This is a genomic window from Qipengyuania benthica (genome assembly GCF_030717865.1).
GTDB classification, from domain to species: Bacteria; Pseudomonadota; Alphaproteobacteria; order Sphingomonadales; family Sphingomonadaceae; genus Qipengyuania; species Qipengyuania benthica.
Genome location: NZ_JAVAIL010000002.1, coordinates 188,822 through 205,039, shown reverse-complemented (window position 1 = coordinate 205,039; position 16,218 = coordinate 188,822). Strand labels below are relative to the sequence as shown.

The window sequence follows — 16,218 nt, the reverse complement described above, 5'->3', positions numbered from 1 at the left end:
ACGACCCCATATGGCGGGGCATGAATAAGAAAAACGATACCAATCGCCGCACCGCCGGCATGCCCTCACAGACCGAGATCATCGAGTTCATCCAGAGCTACGATGGCGCCGCGGGCAAGCGCGAGATCGCCAAGGCATTCGGACTGAAGGGCCAAGAGAAGATCGCGCTCAAGAAGCGCCTCAAGCAGATGGCCGAAGACAGGCTAATCAACGGCAAGCGCACCGCCTATCATCGCGCGGGCGATCTCCCCAAGGTCACCGTGCTCAAGATCGTCTCGATCGAGGATGGCGAACTCTACGCCGAGCCCGAGAGCAAGGACGGCGATGCCGATAACGATGCCGAATCCAAGCCGCAGCGGCTGCTGGTCAAGGAAAGCAAGAAGCACGCGGCGCTGAAACGCGGCGATCGCATCCTGGCGCGCACCGAGCAGACCGAGCACGGCTGGCGCGCGCACCCGATGAAGAAGCTGCCCGCGCGCAGCGAAGGCTTGATGGGAGTCGTCGAGATCGATCAGGCCGGCAAGGCCTGGCTCGCCCCGGTCGACAAGAAGATCCGCAATTCCTCGCCCATTTCCGATCTCGGCGGGGCCGAGGACGGCGAGCTGGTGATCGTCGAGCGCACCGGCAATTCGCCGCGCGCCGGGGTCAAGGTGGTCGAGGTGGTCGGCGATCCGCTGGCGCCCAAGAGCTTCAGCATGATCGCCATCGCCAAGCACGGCATCCCGCATGTCTTTCCCGGCGAGGTGGTCGAAGAGGCGAAGCAGGCCGCCAAGCTGCCGCTCTCCGAGGACAAGCGCGAGGATCTGCGCGGGGTCCCGATCGTCGCGATCGATCCCGCGGATGCGCGCGATCACGACGACGCGATCTGGGCCGAGCCGGACGGCGAGGGCGGTTATCGCGCGATCGTCGCAATTGCCGACGTGTCCTTCTACGTCCGCCCCGGCGGCGCGCTCGATAAGGAAGCGCGCAAGCGCGGCAATTCGGTCTATTTCCCCGATCAGGTCGTGCCGATGCTGCCCGAAGTGCTCAGCGCCGATGTCTGCTCGCTCAAGCAGGATGTCGATCGCGCGGCCATGGCCTGCCATCTGCGGATTTCTTCCAAGGGACAGATTACCGAATGGCGCTTTACCCGTGCGATCGTCCGGCTGGCGCGCAACATCGCCTATGAAGACGCGCAGGCCGCGATCGACAGCGGGGACGCGCCCGAATTCCTGACGCATCTGTGGGGGGCGTGGAAGCTGCTCCACGAGGCGCGCACCGCGCGCGATCCGCTCGAGCTCGACCTGCCCGAGCGGCAGGTGCGGTTGAACGACAAGGGCCAGATCGAGGAGATCGCGGTGCGCGAGCGGCTCGAGGCGCACCGAGTGGTCGAGGATTTCATGATCGCCGCCAATGTCGCCGCGGCCAAGGCGCTCGAGGCCAAGACCGCGCCGGTGGTCTATCGCATCCACGAACCGCCGAGCCGCGAAAAGCTGATCTCGCTGCGCGAATATATGGCGACGCAGGGCCGCAAGATTGCGCTCGGACAGGTGATCACGCCCGGCCTCTTCAACCGCCTGCTCAAGGATGTCACCGACGAGGCCGAGAAGGCGCTGGTGATGGAAGCGGTGCTGCGCAGCCAGACGCAGGCCTATTACGGCCCCGCCAACGCCGGGCACTTCGGGCTTTCGCTGGGCTCCTATGCGCATTTCACCTCGCCGATCCGCCGCTATGCCGATCTGCTGGTCCATCGTGCGCTGGTCGACGCCTACAAGCTCGAACAGCCCAGGCCGGATGGCGGGCTGCCCGCCGGGACCGGCCTCGCCGACCGCGACCGCGATTCGCTGCAGGCGATCAGCGACGCGATCAGCCAGACCGAACGCCGCGCGATGGAGGCCGAGCGCGACACGATCGACCGCTATGTCGCCGCCTGGCTCTCGGGCCGGGTGGGCGAGACCTTCGACACCCGCATCACCGGGGTGCAGGGCTTCGGCTTCTTCGCCACCATCGAAAAGCTCGGCGGCGACGGGCTGGTCCCGGTCTCCACGCTGGGGCGCGAATATTTCCGCTATGACGAGGCCTCGCAGACCTTGGTCGGCGAAGGCAGCGGCACCAGCTATTCGGTGGGCGACAGGCTCAAGCTCAAGCTTGCCGAAGCCAATGCGCTGACCGGCGCGCTGAAGTTCGAAGTGCCCGACAGCGAAGGACAAGGCATCGAGCCGCGCGGCAGGCGCGGCGATGGTCGCGACGGCGGTCGCAGCAAGTCGGGCACCGGGAAGTCGGGCGGACGCGGCGGCAAGGGCGCTTCGACCAAGGGCAAGAGTGGTCATGGCAAGTCCGGGCAGCGCGAAGCCGGGCAGGGCAAATCCACGCCCGCCAAGCACCCGCAGGGGCAGCGCGGCAGGCCCGCCAACATCCGGCACCAAGGGCGCAAGAAGAAGTAGCCGCGCTGGCAGCGGGCATCCGGAACAGCCGCGCTCCGCGCTCATTGGATGGCGAGAGGAGACTGCTTGATGCTCACCCCCGCCACCACCGCGCCCGATCTCGATCTGCCGCTGACCATTGATGCGCGTTTCGTGCTGTCCGACCAGCGCCCCGACGCCTTCACAATGCTGGTGTTCTATCGCGGCAGTCATTGCCCGATCTGCAAGCGCTATCTGACGCAGCTCGGCGGACGGCTGGAGGAGTTCACCCGCCGCGGGATCAACGTATTTGCCGTGTCGATGGATTCGCCCGAGCGCGCCGCGAGTGCGCATAAGGAGTGGGACACGCGCGACCTCCCGCTGGCGCATTCGCTGAGCGAGGATCAGGCGCGGCAATGGGGACTGTTCCTGTCGCAGGCGCGCCCCGACAGCGAGGAACCGGAGGTCTTCTCCGAACCGGCGCTGTTCCTGCTCAAGCCCGATCGCTCGGTGTATTTCGAAGTCGTCCAGAGCGCGCCGTTCACCCGGCCCGATCTCGACCAGCTGCTCGAGAGCGTGGATTTCATTGCCAAGCAGGACTACCCGACCCGCGGCACACTCACCTGAGCCGCCGCGCTCGGGCACAGGGCGCGATCAGGCCAGCCGGTCCAGCGCCTCGCGGTCGAGCGCTCCGGGGATGATGTAGAGAGGGCAGGGCAGCGATCCGGCATGCGCGGAGAAATGGCTCACCAGCGGGCCCGGTCCGCCCTCGGCGCTGGCGCCCAGCACCAGCGCGGCGATATCCTCGCGCTCGGTCAGATAGGCGCGCACGATCGCCTCCGGATCGCCCAGCCGCACCGCGATCTGCGGCATCTTGCCGCTCTCGGCGAAGATATTGCCCGCCGCGGAATTCGCCATGACCTCGGCGCGCTCGCGCGCTTCCTGCTCGATCGTCGCCTGAACCCCGCCGAAGGCGTTGAAATTCTGCCGCGGCACCAGCGCCAGGATATGCACCGATCCGCCGGTCTGCGCGGCGCGGTGGCTGGCGAAGCGCAGCGCGCTCTTGGCCTCTTCGGTCTCGTCCATGACGACCAGATATTTGCGCATCCGCTCTCTCCGCTTGTCCAATCCGCTTTGACGCGGGGGTATCCAGCCTATCGACGGTCTGCGCAAGAACCTTGCGGGAAGCGGGCAAATTGGCCAGAGGTGCGGCACGCAATTCCGACGCAGCGAGGACGCGCTCCACCCCATGCCGATCGCCATCAAGATGCCCGCCCTGTCCCCGACCATGGAGGAAGGCACACTCGCCAAATGGCTGGTGAAGCCCGGTGATACGATCAGTTCGGGCGACATCATGGCCGAAATCGAGACCGACAAGGCGACGATGGAATTCGAGGCAGTGGACGAAGGTACGCTGGCCTCGATCGCGGTCGAGGAAGGCACCGAAGGGGTCAAGGTCGGCACCGTGATCGCAATGCTCGGCGAAGAGGGTGAGGATGTGGATGCGGTGGCGAAGGCCGGTGCGGACTCTTCCGATGAGAGCGACGAAGCCGCACCCGCTGCGACAAGCTCGGCCGGTACGGATGATGGTGCCAAAGATGCGGGTAAGGAGCCTGATGCCAAGCAGGAGCCCAAGCCCGCATCCCAATCCGCTCCCAAACCCGCCCCCGCACCCGCACCCGAGGGCGATCGCATCATCGCCAGCCCGCTCGCCAAACGCATCGCCGAGCAGCAGGGTATCGATCTCGCAAGTCTGACCGGCAGCGGCCCCAACGGCCGGATCGTCAAAGCCGATGTCGAAGCCGCCGAAGCGGGCAGCGCGGCACCGGCGAAATCGCGAAACGATTCCACCGCCGAGATGGCCGCGCCGCGCAAGCCGTCGAAGACCCCCGCCGAGAGCGAATACGGCGCGCCCTACGAGGAAGAGAAGCTCTCCAGCGTGCGCAAGATCATCGCGCGCCGCCTGACCGAGAGCAAGCAGCAGGTCCCGCATTACTATCTCGCGGTCGATGTCCGGCTCGATGCGCTGCTCGATTTGCGCAAGCAGCTCAACGCCACGCTTGAGGCGGACGGAATCAAGCTGTCGGTCAACGATCTGCTGATCAAGGCGCTGGCGCGCGCGCTGATGCGGGTGCCGCAATGCAACGTCAGCTTCCAGGGCGAGACGATCCACAAATATTCCCGCGCCGATGTCTCGGTGGCGGTCGCGGCGCCCAGCGGGCTGATCACCCCGATCGTCACCGAGGCCGATACCCGCGGGCTCGCCTCGATCAGCACCACGATGAAAGCGCTGGCCGAGAAGGCGCGCGAGGGCAAATTGCAGCCGCATGAATATCAGGGCGGCACCGCCAGCCTGTCCAATCTGGGGATGTTCGGGATCAAGCAGTTCGACGCGGTGATCAACCCGCCACAGGGCATGATCATGGCGGTGGGTGCGGGCGAACCGCGCCCCTACGTGATCGACGGCGCTCTCCAGGTCGCCACAGTGATGACCGCCAGCGGCAGCTTCGACCACCGCGCCATCGACGGCGCCGACGGCGCGCAATTGATGGAAGCCTTCAAGAACCTGTGCGAAAACCCGATGGGGCTGGTGGTTTGATCGAAAGACGTTCCTCGCGCACGGTGGCATTCCTCTGCGGCTTCGCGCTTCTGCTCGCCGCCTGCGACTACCAGAACGACCCGGGCGAGCCGCGCACTTACGATATGCAATCCGCCGAAGAAGCCGCCGTGGTCGACGAGCGCCCGGTGCAGATCGGGTTCGACGGGCGGCGCTTCGCGGCCTGCGCCAGCTACGGCGAGGTTACCAGCTTCAATCCCCGCGGCGAGGACACGCTGACCGTGCGCGCCGCTCCCGCAGGAAGCGCGGCGGAAGTCGACCAACTGGCCGCGGGAACCGGCGTTGCCATGTGCCAGAAGGTCGGCGGCTGGATCGGCATAGTCTATCCGCCCCCGCCTGCCGCGGCAGAAGAAGGCGAAGAGATCGAGGAACTGCTCGATTGCGGCACCGGCTCCCCGGTACCCAGCGCCACGGTTTACGAAGGCCCCTGCCGCTCGGGCTGGGTCCGCGAGGAATACATCCGCCTGATGGGAAGCCAGTCATGACCGAGCGCATCCCGTTGATCCGCGTCACCGCGATGCCCGCCGATACCAATCCTTATGGCGGGGTGTTCGGCGGCTGGCTGATGAGCCAGATGGCGCTGGGTGCGGGCGCGCTCGCCAGCCGGGCGGGGCAGGGCAAGGCGGTTGTGGTCTCGGCCAGCGATTTCGCCTTTCCCGGCGCGATGGCGGTGGGCGACGAGCTCTCGGTCTATTGCGAGATCGCCGCGGTCGGCAAGACCTCGATGACCGTCGAGGCCGAGGCGATCGCTCGCGAGCGCAATGGCGAGGCGACCACCCGCGTCGCCGAGGGAACCTTCAAATTCGTCCTGCTCGACGACGAGGATCGCCCGCGCCCGGTGCGGCTCTCCGCCGAGGCGGCGCTACCGCTGCGCGAAAAAGCCGGCGCCCAGAACGATGCCTGAACGCTTTCCTACAGGGGGTTTGCCGGGGCATAGTCGGAGCATGATTCGCAACGCTTCTTCCGCATCGCTCCAGCGCCCGTTTAGCGGTTCAGGGTCACCGGCTCGCGGCGCGGGAAAGGCCACGCATCGCTGTGACTTTCGCAAATCCGAAAGCCACACCGCCTTTTGCGCAAAGCGGCAGAATTCCGCGGCGCAGCGGCACAAACCGCACGTCTTGAAACCCGCCGCCGTGTCAGGTCCCGCTGTGGACTTGGCGCGCGCCGGGCACCGCAACACACAAGGTTCGCATGGCTGAGAAATACGACGTAATCGTTCTGGGGAGCGGACCGGGCGGCTATGTCGCCGCGATCCGCTGCGCGCAGCTCGGGCTGAAGACCGCGATCGTCGAGCGCGAGCTGCTCGGCGGGATTTGCCTCAACTGGGGCTGCATCCCGACCAAGGCGCTGCTGCGCTCCGCCGAGATTTTCCATTACATGCAGAACGCGGGCGATTACGGGCTCAAGGCGAAGGAGATCGAGGCAGATCTGGACGCGGTGGTCAAGCGCAGCCGCGGCGTCGCCAAGCAGCTCAATCAGGGCATCACGCATCTGATGAAGAAGAACAAGATCGCGGTCCACATGGGCGAGGGCCGGTTGACCGGACCGACATCGCTGACGGTGAAGAGCGAAAAGGGCGAAGAGAAGCTCGAAGCCAGGCACGTCATCGTCGCCACCGGTGCGCGGGCGCGCGAGCTGCCGTTCGCGAAATCGGATGGCGAGCGGGTCTGGACCTATCGCCATGCGATGACACCCAAGGAGATGCCGAGCAAGCTGCTGGTGATCGGCTCGGGTGCGATCGGGATCGAGTTCGCCAGCTTCTACAACGACATGGGTGCCGATGTGACGGTGGTCGAAATGCTCGACCGCGTGGTTCCGGTCGAGGACGAGGAGATCTCCGCCTTCCTCGCAAAATCGCTGACCAAACAAGGGATTACGATACAGACCGGTGCCGGGGTCGAGGGTCTCGAGGTCGGCACCAAGGGTATCGCCGCCCGGATCAAGGGCAGCGACGGCAAGATCGCTGAGACCGAGTTCAGCCATGTGATCGTCGCCATCGGCATCGTCGCGAACACCGAGGAGGTGGGGCTCGAGAAGCTGGCCGAAATGGACCGCGGCTTCATCCAGATCGATCCCTATGGCCGCACCAAGTCCAAGGGCCTGTGGGCGATCGGCGACTGTACGCCCGGGCCCTGGCTGGCGCACAAGGCGAGCCACGAGGGGGTCACCGCCGCCGAGGCGATCGCGCAGGAGCTCGGAAACAAGGAAGTGCACCCGCACCCGCTCGACCGGGCCAACATTCCGGGCTGCACCTATTGCCATCCGCAGATCGCCAGCGTCGGTCTGACCGAAGCCAAGGCGAAAGCGGACGGGCACCAGGTCCGGGTCGGCAGCTTCCCGTTCATCGGCAACGGCAAGGCGATCGCGCTGGGAGAGGCGGAGGGCTTCGTCAAAACGGTGTTCGACGCTAAGACCGGCGAATTGCTCGGTGCGCATATGATCGGCGCCGAAGTTACCGAGCTTATTCAGGGCTATACGGTAGGCAAGCAGCTCGAGACCACCGAGGCCGAACTGATGCAGACGGTCTTCCCGCATCCTACGCTTTCCGAGATGATGCACGAAAGCGTGCTCGCCGCCTACGACCGCGCACTGCATATCTGAGCCAACTGGCTGCGGCCTGGCGCATCAATCCGTCGGCTCGTCGCCCGCGCCCGGGCCGGTTTGCCTCCTCATGGGTTGAACCTGCGAGGAGAAGCCAGATGGAATATGAAATCGACGACGATCCGCAAGGCGAGAAGGACGAGGATCTGGGCGACCGCGATGGCGGCATCGTCGAGGATCACAGTGCCCTCAAGCACCAGTCCAGCGTCAAGGCGCAGGACTACCCGCTCCAGCAGCGCCGCGACCAATCGCTGGTCAACAAGAAGAGGTAACCATCGGAACGGATAGGCGAGCAGCAGTGGCGGACAGGGTGGGATTCGAACCCACGAAGGGCTTGCACCCTTGCCGGTTTTCAAGACCGGTGCATTCGACCACTCTGCCACCTGTCCGCTGGCTGCCGCCGTTACTGGGCGCGGGCGCGATTGTCACGCCCCCACGCACTCGGGCCGTCCGGTCGGGAACCGCGCCGCGCCCCAGGGATAGGTGACGCAAGACATATCGCGTTCATTGGCGATATGCGAGGGAGCGCCCATGAAATTCAAACGCCTGTACCAGACCCTTGCCATGGCCGCTGCAGTGTTCGCCGTGCAGCCTGCCTATGCGCAGAACATGTCCTTCGACTCCTATGTGCAATTGCTGATGGCGAAAGCACGGGCGCAGGGCGTTAGCGAGCCCACAATCGCGCGGATGACCGCCGGGCTCGAACCCAGCAGCCGTGTGATCGAGCTCGATCAGGCACAGCCGGGCTCGCCGACGAGCTCGGGGTACCCGCCCTTGTCCAATTACATCGAGCGGCATGTCGATCAGGCGCGGATCGCCCCCGGGCGCCGAGAATATGCCGACGCCCGCGGCACGCTCGCCGCTATCGAACGCGAGTTTGGCGTGCCTGGCGAGATCCTCGTCGCGATCTGGGGCCACGAAACGGCTTATGGCAGGGTCCGCGGCGGGTTCGACCTGTCGCAGGCGCTGGCCACGCTGGCCTGGGAAGGACGCCGCCGCGATCTTTTCGAGAACGAGTTTCTCGCTCTGCTCCAGGTCGCCGACAAGGGATATTCGCGTTCCGAACTGCAGGGCAGCTGGGCTGGCGCATTCGGCAATCCGCAATTCCTCCCCAGCGTCTACCTGCGCCTCGCCACCGATGGCGATGGCGACGGGAGAGCCAATATCTTCACCAACCGCGCCGACACGCTGGCGTCGATCGCCAATTACTTCCGCGACGCCGGCTGGCGGACCGGCCAGCCCTGGGGCGTCGGCGCTGCGGTGCCGCGCGGCTTCGACACCGCCGCAGTCGATACCGAACTCGTCGCCCCAGTCTGCCCGCGGGTGCACGAGCGCCACAGTCAGTTCAAGACTGTCGCCGAATGGCGCGAACTGGGCATACGGCCGCTCCGACCGCTGGCGGACACCACGCTGGTCTCGCTGTTCCAGCCCGATGGCCCCGGGAGCCCGGCTTGGCTGTTAACGTCAAATTATCGGGTCATCCTCGAATATAACTGCTCGAATTACTACGCCATGAGTGTGGGTTTGCTAGCAGATGAGATCGCCCGTTAAAAATCTGACCCGCTTCGCACCGGTCGCGCTCGGCTTCGCGCTCGCCTCCTGCATATCGGGAGCGAACGCCGGCGAAAGCTTGACAGCGGTCTCCGATGGAGCAATCGAGAGCGGGGCTCAGACGGGTCCGCAGGCCGATTATCCGGTGGTAATCGGCGAGCCGTTCACGATCGATGGCATCACCCACACCCCCGTCGACGTGCTGAATTATGATGAAGTGGGTTACGCGACACTGGACGAGCCGGGCGCGGTCGGGACCAGCGCCGCCCATCGCACGTTGCCATTGCCGAGCTATGTCGAAGTTACCTCGCTCGACAGCGGGCGGACAATTCTGGTGCGGGTCGAACGCCGGGGGCCGATGACCAATGCGCGGTTGATCGCGCTGTCGCCCGATGCCCGGACACAGCTCGGCGTTGCCGAGGGCGCTCCAGTCCGCGTGCGCCGCGTCAACCCGCCCGAGGAAGACCGTGCCGAACTGCGTGCCGACCTTGCGGCGAGCCTGCGCATGGAAACGCCGCCGGGCCTGCTCGAGGTTCTCAAGCGCAAGCTTCCCGCAGTCGGCTCGGTGTCGCTGACCCGGCGCGATGACGATGGCGAGGCTGGCGGGGCCGGTACCGCTCCCGGACAAGTCACGGCGGTCCGATCCGTCGATCCCGATACCGGTGCACCATCCGCCCATATCCCGATCGAGGACGAGGTAACCGTCGGCACCATCGCGGCACCCGATGCTGCGCCGGGCGTTGTGCAGAACGCAGGCTCCGTAGCTGCGACAATCGCCGATCAAGCTCCCAGACCGGCGGACAGCGGCAATTTCGCGGTCCAGGCCGGAGCCTATTCGTCCAAGGCGGCGGCCGAGCGGGTGGCCCGGAATATCGATGGCTATCTTGAGCCGTTCGGGAGACTCTGGCGCGTGAGAGCCGGTCCGTTTGCCACCCGTGGACAGGCCTCGGCCGCGCTCGCCAAGGTGCGCGGGGCCGGTTATAGCGGCGCTCAGATTGTAACGCTGAGATAGGCCACCGGGTGTTCCCGGAGGCGGGAGCACACTTGATCCGAACCGTCGCACTTTGCCTGGCAGCCGCAATGCTGGGCGCTGCAAGCCCGATGTCGCAGGGGGATATCCCGCGCCCCCCGAGCCCTGAAGACGCGCCGATCGCGCTGCTCGTCGATCTTTCGAGCGGTCAGACGCTGTTCGAGCGCGAGAGCGACCGGCGTTTCGTACCGGCCTCCATCACCAAGGTGATGACCGCGATGGTGGCCTTCGAAATGATCGAGAGCCGCAGCCTTTTTCCCGAGCAGGTGATGACCGTCCGGCCCGAGACCTTCAGACGCTGGAGCGGGGTCGGCTCGACCATGTATCTGCCTCACGATGCGCGGGTGAGGGTCGACGAATTGCTCCACGGCATCACGACGGTATCGGGTAACGACGCCTCGGTGGTTCTCGCGGAAGGCGCTGCGGGCTCGGTCGCGCAATGGCTCGCAGGCATGAACGCGACCGCTGCCAAATACGGCATGCTCGACAGTCACTTCAACACGCCGAACGGCTGGATGGACGAGGGCCAGACCTTCACCACCGCCCGCGACCTGGTGACGCTGGGGAGTGCGATGGTTCGTCGGCATCCGAGCAAATACCGCCACTTCTTCGGCGCGGAAGGGCTGGAATACAACGGTATCACCCAGCGCAACCACGATCCTATCACCGGCAGCGTCGAGGGCGCGGACGGCATCAAGACCGGTTTCACCAATCAGGCCGGCTACGGCTTCCTCGGCAGCGCCGAGCGCAACGGTCGGCGGCTGATGATGGTGGTTGCCGCAAGCCCAAGCGGCCGCGCGCGCAATTCCGCGTCGCGCGACCTAATCGAATGGGGCTTCGCCAATTTCGACAGCATCCCGCTGTTCGAGAAGGGCGAGCCGATCGCCCAGGCGCGCGTTCAGGATGGCAGCGCGGGGAGGGTGCCGTTGGCGGCACAGGCTCCCGTGCGGCTGTCGATCCCGCGCGATCGGCAGGCGAGAATCGATCTCGCCGTGCGCTACGAGGGCCCCTTGCGCGCCCCCATTGAGCAAGGCGAGCAGGTCGCGCGGCTGCTGATCAGCGTCGATGGCGAGCAGGTGAATTCCGTCCCGCTGGTCGCGCAGCAGACGATCGGCGAAGCGAATGTGCTGCGTCGGGTGTTCAACGGTTTGCTGGGATGGCTCGCTTGACCCGAGGGAGGTTCATCGCCCTGGAGGGCGGGGAGGGGACGGGCAAGTCCACCCAGTCCCGCCTGCTGGCGGCCGAGTTCGAGCGGCGCGGTCTGAAAGTCGTGCTCACCCGCGAGCCGGGTGGAACCGCAGGAGCCGAAGCGATCCGGAAGCTGCTGCTGGAGCCCCCGGGTGAGGGCTGGGGGATGCGCGCCGAGGCGCTGCTGTTCGCCGCCGCGCGGAGCGATCATGTCGAGCGCCTGATCGATCCGGCGCTGGCCAGTGGCCGCTGGGTGATCTGCGACCGCTTCCTCGATTCCAGCCGCGCCTATCAGGGCAGCGCCGGTCTGCTGGGCGACGAACTGGTCCGTTCGCTCCATAAGAGTGGTAGCCGCGGCCTGCTGCCCGATCTCACGCTGGTCATCGCGGTGGACGACGCGACCGCCGCCGCGCGGCTGGCGGCGCGCGATGGCACGGCTTCCGATGCGATCGGCGGGCGCGACGGCGCCTATCACGCCAGCGTCAACGCCGCTTTCCTTCAATTCACACAGAGCGAACCCGAGCGCTTTGCCGTCATCGATGGCGAAGGAACGGTCGAGCAGGTCCACAGCCGCATTCTCGCCGCGTTGGAACCCCTGTTCGAAGCGGACCCACGCTCATGATCGGCCACGATGCGGCATGGTCGGCGTGGCACGATGCGCTTGCCGGCGAGCGGATGCACCACGCCTGGCTGCTGGCGGGTAAGTCGGGGCTGGGGAAGATGCACTTCGCCCTCGCCGCAGCCCGCACACTCGTGGGAGCGGGGCCCGATGTCGAGAACCATCCCGACATCCATGTCCTCACGCATCTTCCCAAGGACGACAAGGAGGAGCGCAAGCGCGACGAAGGCAAGCCCTTCGAGGTCAAGCGCAACATCACCATCGGGCAGGTTCGCGCCATGCAGCAGCGGCTCAGCACAAGACCGACGATGGGCGAGCGCCGCGCGATCATCGTCGATCCCGCCGACGACATGGAGCGCAACGCCTCCAACGCGTTGCTCAAGAGCCTTGAGGAGCCGCCGGTGGGAACCTTCTTCCTGCTGGTCAGCCATCGTCCGGCCAAGCTGCTCCCGACGATCCGTTCGCGCTGCCGGACGCTGCGCTTCCATGCGCTGCAGGATGGCGAAATCGCGGAGCTTCTCGTGCAGCATGCACCCGATGCGAACGAAGCGACCCGCGCCGCGGCCGTCACTGCCGCCGCCGGATCGCCCGGACGCGCGCTCGCCTTCGTCGATCTCGGACTGGGTCCGGTGGCGCAGATCCTCCACCTGATCGCAGAGCAGGGCGATCCGGAATTCACCCTGCGCGGCGAACTGGTGTCGGCGATCGGCACCAGGCCCGATCGCGCGCGGCTCGACGCGGTGCTCGAACTGGCGCGCTCGATCCTTGACGAGGGCCTTGCCGATCTCGACCACCGCCTGTTGCCCGCGCGGATTGCCGCACATGCCGAGCTCGTCCGGCTCTCGGGCGAAATGCCGACTTACAATTACGATACCGGGTTGCTGGTGATGGAAATCGGCACCTTGCTCGCGGGCGCGGCGCAGTCTAGCGGAGGCGCCCATGGCTGAGCCTTTCTATATCACTACGGCGATCAACTATCCGAACGGTCGCCCCCACATCGGCCACGCCTATGAGGCGATCGCCGCCGATATCATCGCGCGCTTCCAGCGGCTGCGCGGCCGCGAGGTCCGGTTCCAGACCGGGACCGACGAGCATGGTCTCAAGATGGCGCGCAAGGCCGCCGAGCAGGATCGCAGCCCGCGCGAGTTGGCGGATGAAATGTCGGGATATTTCAGAGCGATGGATGACGCTCTTGATATTTCCTACGATCGCTTCATCCGCACCGTGGAGGACGATCACCACCGCGCCAGCCAAGCGATCTGGCGGGCGATGGAGGCCAAGGGCGATCTCTATCTCGACCGCTACGAGGGCTGGTACTCGATCCGCGACGAGGCCTATTACGACGCCAGCGAACTGAGCGAGACCGAGGACGGCGAGAAGCTTTCGCCGCAGGGCACCCCGGTCGAATGGACCGTCGAGGAAAGCTGGTTCTTCCGGTTGTCGAACTATCAGGAGCCGTTGCTCGAATTGCTCCGGACGCCGGGCTTTCTCGAGCCCGAGAGCCGCCGCAACGAGATGATCGCCTTCGTCGAGGGCGGACTGCGCGATCTCTCGGTCAGCCGCACCAGCTTCGACTGGGGGGTCAAGGTGCCGGGCAGCGACGAACATGTGATGTATGTCTGGGTCGATGCGCTGACCAATTATCTCACCGGTCTGGGCTATCCCGAGGACACCGAGGACTGGCGCCGCTTCTGGCCCGCCAGCCTCCACCTGATCGGCAAGGACATCGTCCGCTTTCACACGGTATACTGGCCGGCCTTCCTGATGAGCGCCGATCTGCCGCCACCGCGCAAGGTGTTCGGCCACGGCTTCATCCTCAATCGCGGGCAGAAGGAATCCAAGTCGCTCGGCAACGTCACCGATCCGCTCGCGCTGGCAGAGAATTTCGGGGTCGACAACCTGCGCTATTTTCTGATGCGCGAAGTCGCCTTCGGACAGGACGGCAGCTATTCGGCCGAGGCGATCGTGGCGCGCTGCAACGCCGAGCTCGCCAACAGCTTCGGCAATCTGGTCCAGCGCGCCTTGTCGATGGTTCACAAGAATTTGGACGGCGCGCTGCGCGCCTTTTCCCAAGCCGATGCCGACCGAGCGCTGCTCGCGACGGTACGCAAATCCTGCCGCGAAAGCCTGCCCGAGCGCTTCGAAGCGTTGGATTTCAGCCAAGGGATCGAAGCCTGGATGCAGGCGGTCTGGGCCTGCAACCAATATGTCGACGAACAGGCGCCCTGGGCGCTCAGGAAGACCGATCCGGAGCGGATGGAAGCGGTGCTGCTGACGCTGGTGATCGCCATTCGCGATCTCGCGCTGGCGATCCAGCCGGTGATCCCGACGCGCGCCGGTGCCGTGCTCGACATGCTTGGTATCCCCCAGGATGCGCGCAACTATGCGGATCTCGGCGATACGGGCTGGTACGATGCACTGGTTGCGGCGAATCACAGGATCGCCAAGCCCGAGCCGATGTTCCCGCGGCTCGAACTCGCCACCGAGGCCGCATGATGCTGGTCGATAGCCACTGCCATCTGGAGTATAAGGGCCTCGTCGAGGACCAGGCGGCGGTGCTCGATCGCGCGCGCGCGATCGGCGTGCAGACCTTCCTCAACATCTCGACCAAACAGTCCGAATGGGCGCAAGTCGTGGCCACCGCGGAACGCGAGCCCGATGTCTTCGCCAGCGTCGGCATCCACCCGCATCACGCCGACGATCATCAGAATTTGACCGAGGACGAGCTGCGCCAAGCTACCAAGAACCCGCGGGTGATCGGGATCGGCGAGACCGGGCTCGACTATTATTACGAACATTCCGATCGCGCAGCGCAGCAGCGCCTGTTCCGCCTGCACATCGCGGTGGCGCGCGATGTGCAGCTGCCGGTGATCATCCATACCCGCGACGCCGAGGACGACACGCTTGCCATCCTCGAGGACGAATTGGGGAAGGGGGCCTTCCCCGCGCTGATCCATTGTTTCACGGCTTCCGCAGAGTTCGGGGAGGCGGTGTTGGCGCTGGGGCTGTCGATCTCGATCTCGGGCATCGTCACCTTCAAGAACGCCAAGGATTTGCAGGCGGTGGCCAGAGACGTTCCTGCGGACCGATTGCTGGTCGAAACCGACAGCCCCTTTCTCGCGCCAGTGCCGCATCGCGGTCGGCCGTGCGAGCCGGGCTTCGTCCGCGATACCGCAGCTTTCCTTGCCGAACTTCGCGGTGAAAGCCTTGAACAGCTCGCCGTGACGACCACTCGCAATTTCCATTCGCTGTTTACCAAGGCGCCACGCGCAGAGGCAGCGGCATGAAGCTGCTGATGCTCGGCTCGGGGACCTCGACCGGGGTGCCGCGGATCGGCAACGACTGGGGCGAATGCGACCCCGCGGAACCGCGTAACCGCCGCACCCGCGTCTCGATCATGGTCGAGAACGATGCCGGGCAGCGGATCCTGATCGACACCTCGACCGATCTGCGCCAGCAATTGCTCGCGAACGAGATCGAGAAGGTCGATGCAGTGCTGTGGACGCACGACCACGCCGATCACTGCCACGGCATCGATGATCTGCGCGTGATGCGCTACGGTCGCAGCAATGCGCTACCAGGCTATGCCGAGCCGAAGACGGCGAAGAGCCTGCGCAAGCGGTTCGACTATGTGTTCGAAGGTCAGCATGGCTATCCCACGCTGATCGAATTGTCCGATCTGCGCGATCAGCGACTGGTCGCAGGCTTCTCGCTCGACTGGGTCGAGATGCCGCACGGGCCGACCCACAGCACCGGCTTTCGGCTCGAGGCCGATGGCGTCTCGCTGGTCTATGCCACGGATTACAGCGAGATCACGCCGCAGATGCAGTCCTGTTTCGCCGGCGCCGATCTGCTGGTTAGCGATTGCCTGCGCCGCCAACCGCATCCCACGCATGCCAGCCTAGGGCTGGCGCTCGAACTGGCCTCGCGCACCAAGGCGAAACGCACTGTACTCACGCATCTCGACAAGAGCATGGATTACCGCGCGCTGGCGGACGAAGTGCCCAAGCGCGTAATCGTCGGATACGATGGCCTGGAGCTTGCCGTATGAGCGAATTCGAGGTCGTCTCGATCATCTCGCTGGTGGGTTTTCTGGTGCTGGCGGTGAGCGCGCTGTCCGCGCATCGCTTTTCGCTGAAAAAGGGCATCGTGATGGCCTTGGCGTGGGCGGCGATCTTCGCGATCGTCGTACTGTTCATCAGCCTGGTCGAAGGGTGAAAGCCCGCCACAA

17 protein-coding genes and 1 tRNA gene are annotated in these 16,218 nt (G+C 65.6%); 16 read left to right on the top strand and 2 right to left on the bottom strand.

Going from position 1 to position 16,218, the window contains the following annotated elements; translation table 11 throughout:
- Positions 1-20: 20 nt before the first annotated feature.
- Both rnr and Q9K01_RS06285 read left to right on the top strand, forming a co-directional pair.
- Positions 21-2,423, top strand: coding sequence for a ribonuclease R (rnr, locus tag Q9K01_RS06290; protein ID WP_305929363.1), 2,403 nt, complete (start codon positions 21-23; stop codon positions 2,421-2,423).
- Between the two features lie 69 nt (positions 2,424-2,492).
- On the top strand, positions 2,493-3,008 hold the full coding sequence (locus tag Q9K01_RS06285; protein WP_305929362.1) for a peroxiredoxin-like family protein: 516 nt from the start codon (positions 2,493-2,495) through the stop codon (positions 3,006-3,008).
- Between the two features lie 27 nt (positions 3,009-3,035).
- Here Q9K01_RS06285 and Q9K01_RS06280 read toward each other — a convergent pair whose 3' ends face one another.
- Positions 3,036-3,488, bottom strand: a complete 453-nt coding sequence (locus Q9K01_RS06280) for a universal stress protein (protein WP_305929361.1) — start codon at positions 3,486-3,488, stop codon at positions 3,036-3,038.
- Positions 3,489-3,630: 142 nt separating this feature from the next.
- Here Q9K01_RS06280 and Q9K01_RS06275 point away from each other — a divergent pair, with 142 nt between their 5' ends.
- From Q9K01_RS06275 to Q9K01_RS06255, 5 genes are all read left to right on the top strand, one after another.
- Positions 3,631-4,980, top strand: coding sequence for a pyruvate dehydrogenase complex dihydrolipoamide acetyltransferase (locus Q9K01_RS06275; RefSeq protein WP_305929360.1), 1,350 nt, complete (start codon positions 3,631-3,633; stop codon positions 4,978-4,980).
- Positions 4,977-5,483, top strand: a complete 507-nt coding sequence (locus Q9K01_RS06270) for a hypothetical protein (protein ID WP_305929359.1) — start codon at positions 4,977-4,979, stop codon at positions 5,481-5,483. The genes Q9K01_RS06275 and Q9K01_RS06270 overlap by 4 nt, the downstream gene beginning before the upstream one ends.
- A complete protein-coding gene (locus Q9K01_RS06265) occupies positions 5,480-5,902 on the top strand; it encodes an acyl-CoA thioesterase (protein ID WP_305929358.1) in 423 nt (140 codons plus the stop codon). Before Q9K01_RS06270 ends, Q9K01_RS06265 begins: the two co-directional genes overlap by 4 nt.
- Before the next feature lie 287 nt (positions 5,903-6,189).
- A complete protein-coding gene (lpdA, locus tag Q9K01_RS06260; protein WP_305929357.1) occupies positions 6,190-7,599 on the top strand; it encodes a dihydrolipoyl dehydrogenase in 1,410 nt (469 codons plus the stop codon).
- Between the two features lie 98 nt (positions 7,600-7,697).
- Positions 7,698-7,871: a hypothetical protein gene (locus Q9K01_RS06255; RefSeq protein ID WP_305929356.1), complete on the top strand. Its 174-nt coding sequence runs from the start codon at positions 7,698-7,700 to the stop codon at positions 7,869-7,871.
- Between the two features lie 27 nt (positions 7,872-7,898).
- Here the strand turns inward: Q9K01_RS06255 and Q9K01_RS06250 are convergent.
- A tRNA-Ser gene (locus Q9K01_RS06250) sits at positions 7,899-7,988 on the bottom strand.
- 142 nt (positions 7,989-8,130) lie between these two features.
- Between Q9K01_RS06250 and Q9K01_RS06245 the strand changes: the two genes are divergently transcribed.
- From Q9K01_RS06245 to Q9K01_RS06205, 9 genes are all read left to right on the top strand, one after another.
- Entirely contained in the window at positions 8,131-9,150 is a 1,020-nt protein-coding gene (locus tag Q9K01_RS06245) for a lytic murein transglycosylase (protein ID WP_422785298.1), read from the top strand.
- Complete coding sequence (locus Q9K01_RS06240; protein WP_305929355.1) at positions 9,134-10,162, top strand: SPOR domain-containing protein; 1,029 nt, start codon at positions 9,134-9,136, stop codon at positions 10,160-10,162. The genes Q9K01_RS06245 and Q9K01_RS06240 overlap by 17 nt, the downstream gene beginning before the upstream one ends.
- 68 nt (positions 10,163-10,230) lie before the next feature.
- Positions 10,231-11,349 (top strand): D-alanyl-D-alanine carboxypeptidase family protein, encoded by a 1,119-nt coding sequence (locus Q9K01_RS06235; RefSeq protein WP_305929354.1) that lies wholly within the window; start codon positions 10,231-10,233, stop codon positions 11,347-11,349.
- Entirely contained in the window at positions 11,346-11,990 is a 645-nt protein-coding gene (gene tmk, locus Q9K01_RS06230) for a dTMP kinase (RefSeq protein WP_305929353.1), read from the top strand. The genes Q9K01_RS06235 and tmk overlap by 4 nt, the downstream gene beginning before the upstream one ends.
- On the top strand, positions 11,987-12,934 hold the full coding sequence (locus Q9K01_RS06225; protein WP_305929352.1) for a DNA polymerase III subunit delta': 948 nt from the start codon (positions 11,987-11,989) through the stop codon (positions 12,932-12,934). Before tmk ends, Q9K01_RS06225 begins: the two co-directional genes overlap by 4 nt.
- Positions 12,927-14,483: a methionine--tRNA ligase gene (metG, locus tag Q9K01_RS06220; protein ID WP_305929351.1), complete on the top strand. Its 1,557-nt coding sequence runs from the start codon at positions 12,927-12,929 to the stop codon at positions 14,481-14,483. Before Q9K01_RS06225 ends, metG begins: the two co-directional genes overlap by 8 nt.
- Positions 14,483-15,274 (top strand): TatD family hydrolase, encoded by a 792-nt coding sequence (locus tag Q9K01_RS06215; protein ID WP_305929887.1) that lies wholly within the window; start codon positions 14,483-14,485, stop codon positions 15,272-15,274. Before metG ends, Q9K01_RS06215 begins: the two co-directional genes overlap by 1 nt.
- A complete protein-coding gene (locus Q9K01_RS06210; protein WP_305929350.1) occupies positions 15,271-16,038 on the top strand; it encodes an MBL fold metallo-hydrolase in 768 nt (255 codons plus the stop codon). The genes Q9K01_RS06215 and Q9K01_RS06210 overlap by 4 nt, the downstream gene beginning before the upstream one ends.
- Positions 16,035-16,205 (top strand): hypothetical protein, encoded by a 171-nt coding sequence (locus Q9K01_RS06205; RefSeq protein WP_305929349.1) that lies wholly within the window; start codon positions 16,035-16,037, stop codon positions 16,203-16,205. The genes Q9K01_RS06210 and Q9K01_RS06205 overlap by 4 nt, the downstream gene beginning before the upstream one ends.
- The last annotated feature ends 13 nt before the right edge of the window (positions 16,206-16,218 follow it).

Coding starts and splice junctions, on each gene's coding strand:
- Q9K01_RS06215 (WP_305929887.1), top strand. CDS start 14,483: ATGCTGGTCGATAGCCACTGCCATCTGGAGTATAAGGGCCTCGTCGAG.
- rnr (WP_305929363.1), top strand. CDS start 21: ATGAATAAGAAAAACGATACCAATCGCCGCACCGCCGGCATGCCCTCA.
- Q9K01_RS06280 (WP_305929361.1), bottom strand. CDS start 3,488: ATGCGCAAATATCTGGTCGTCATGGACGAGACCGAAGAGGCCAAGAGC.
- Q9K01_RS06275 (WP_305929360.1), top strand. CDS start 3,631: ATGCCGATCGCCATCAAGATGCCCGCCCTGTCCCCGACCATGGAGGAA.
- Q9K01_RS06285 (WP_305929362.1), top strand. CDS start 2,493: ATGCTCACCCCCGCCACCACCGCGCCCGATCTCGATCTGCCGCTGACC.
- Q9K01_RS06240 (WP_305929355.1), top strand. CDS start 9,134: ATGAGATCGCCCGTTAAAAATCTGACCCGCTTCGCACCGGTCGCGCTC.
- Q9K01_RS06225 (WP_305929352.1), top strand. CDS start 11,987: ATGATCGGCCACGATGCGGCATGGTCGGCGTGGCACGATGCGCTTGCC.
- Q9K01_RS06265 (WP_305929358.1), top strand. CDS start 5,480: ATGACCGAGCGCATCCCGTTGATCCGCGTCACCGCGATGCCCGCCGAT.
- Q9K01_RS06245 (WP_422785298.1), top strand. CDS start 8,131: ATGAAATTCAAACGCCTGTACCAGACCCTTGCCATGGCCGCTGCAGTG.
- Q9K01_RS06205 (WP_305929349.1), top strand. CDS start 16,035: ATGAGCGAATTCGAGGTCGTCTCGATCATCTCGCTGGTGGGTTTTCTG.
- Q9K01_RS06235 (WP_305929354.1), top strand. CDS start 10,231: ATGCTGGGCGCTGCAAGCCCGATGTCGCAGGGGGATATCCCGCGCCCC.
- Q9K01_RS06255 (WP_305929356.1), top strand. CDS start 7,698: ATGGAATATGAAATCGACGACGATCCGCAAGGCGAGAAGGACGAGGAT.
- Q9K01_RS06210 (WP_305929350.1), top strand. CDS start 15,271: ATGAAGCTGCTGATGCTCGGCTCGGGGACCTCGACCGGGGTGCCGCGG.
- lpdA (WP_305929357.1), top strand. CDS start 6,190: ATGGCTGAGAAATACGACGTAATCGTTCTGGGGAGCGGACCGGGCGGC.
- metG (WP_305929351.1), top strand. CDS start 12,927: ATGGCTGAGCCTTTCTATATCACTACGGCGATCAACTATCCGAACGGT.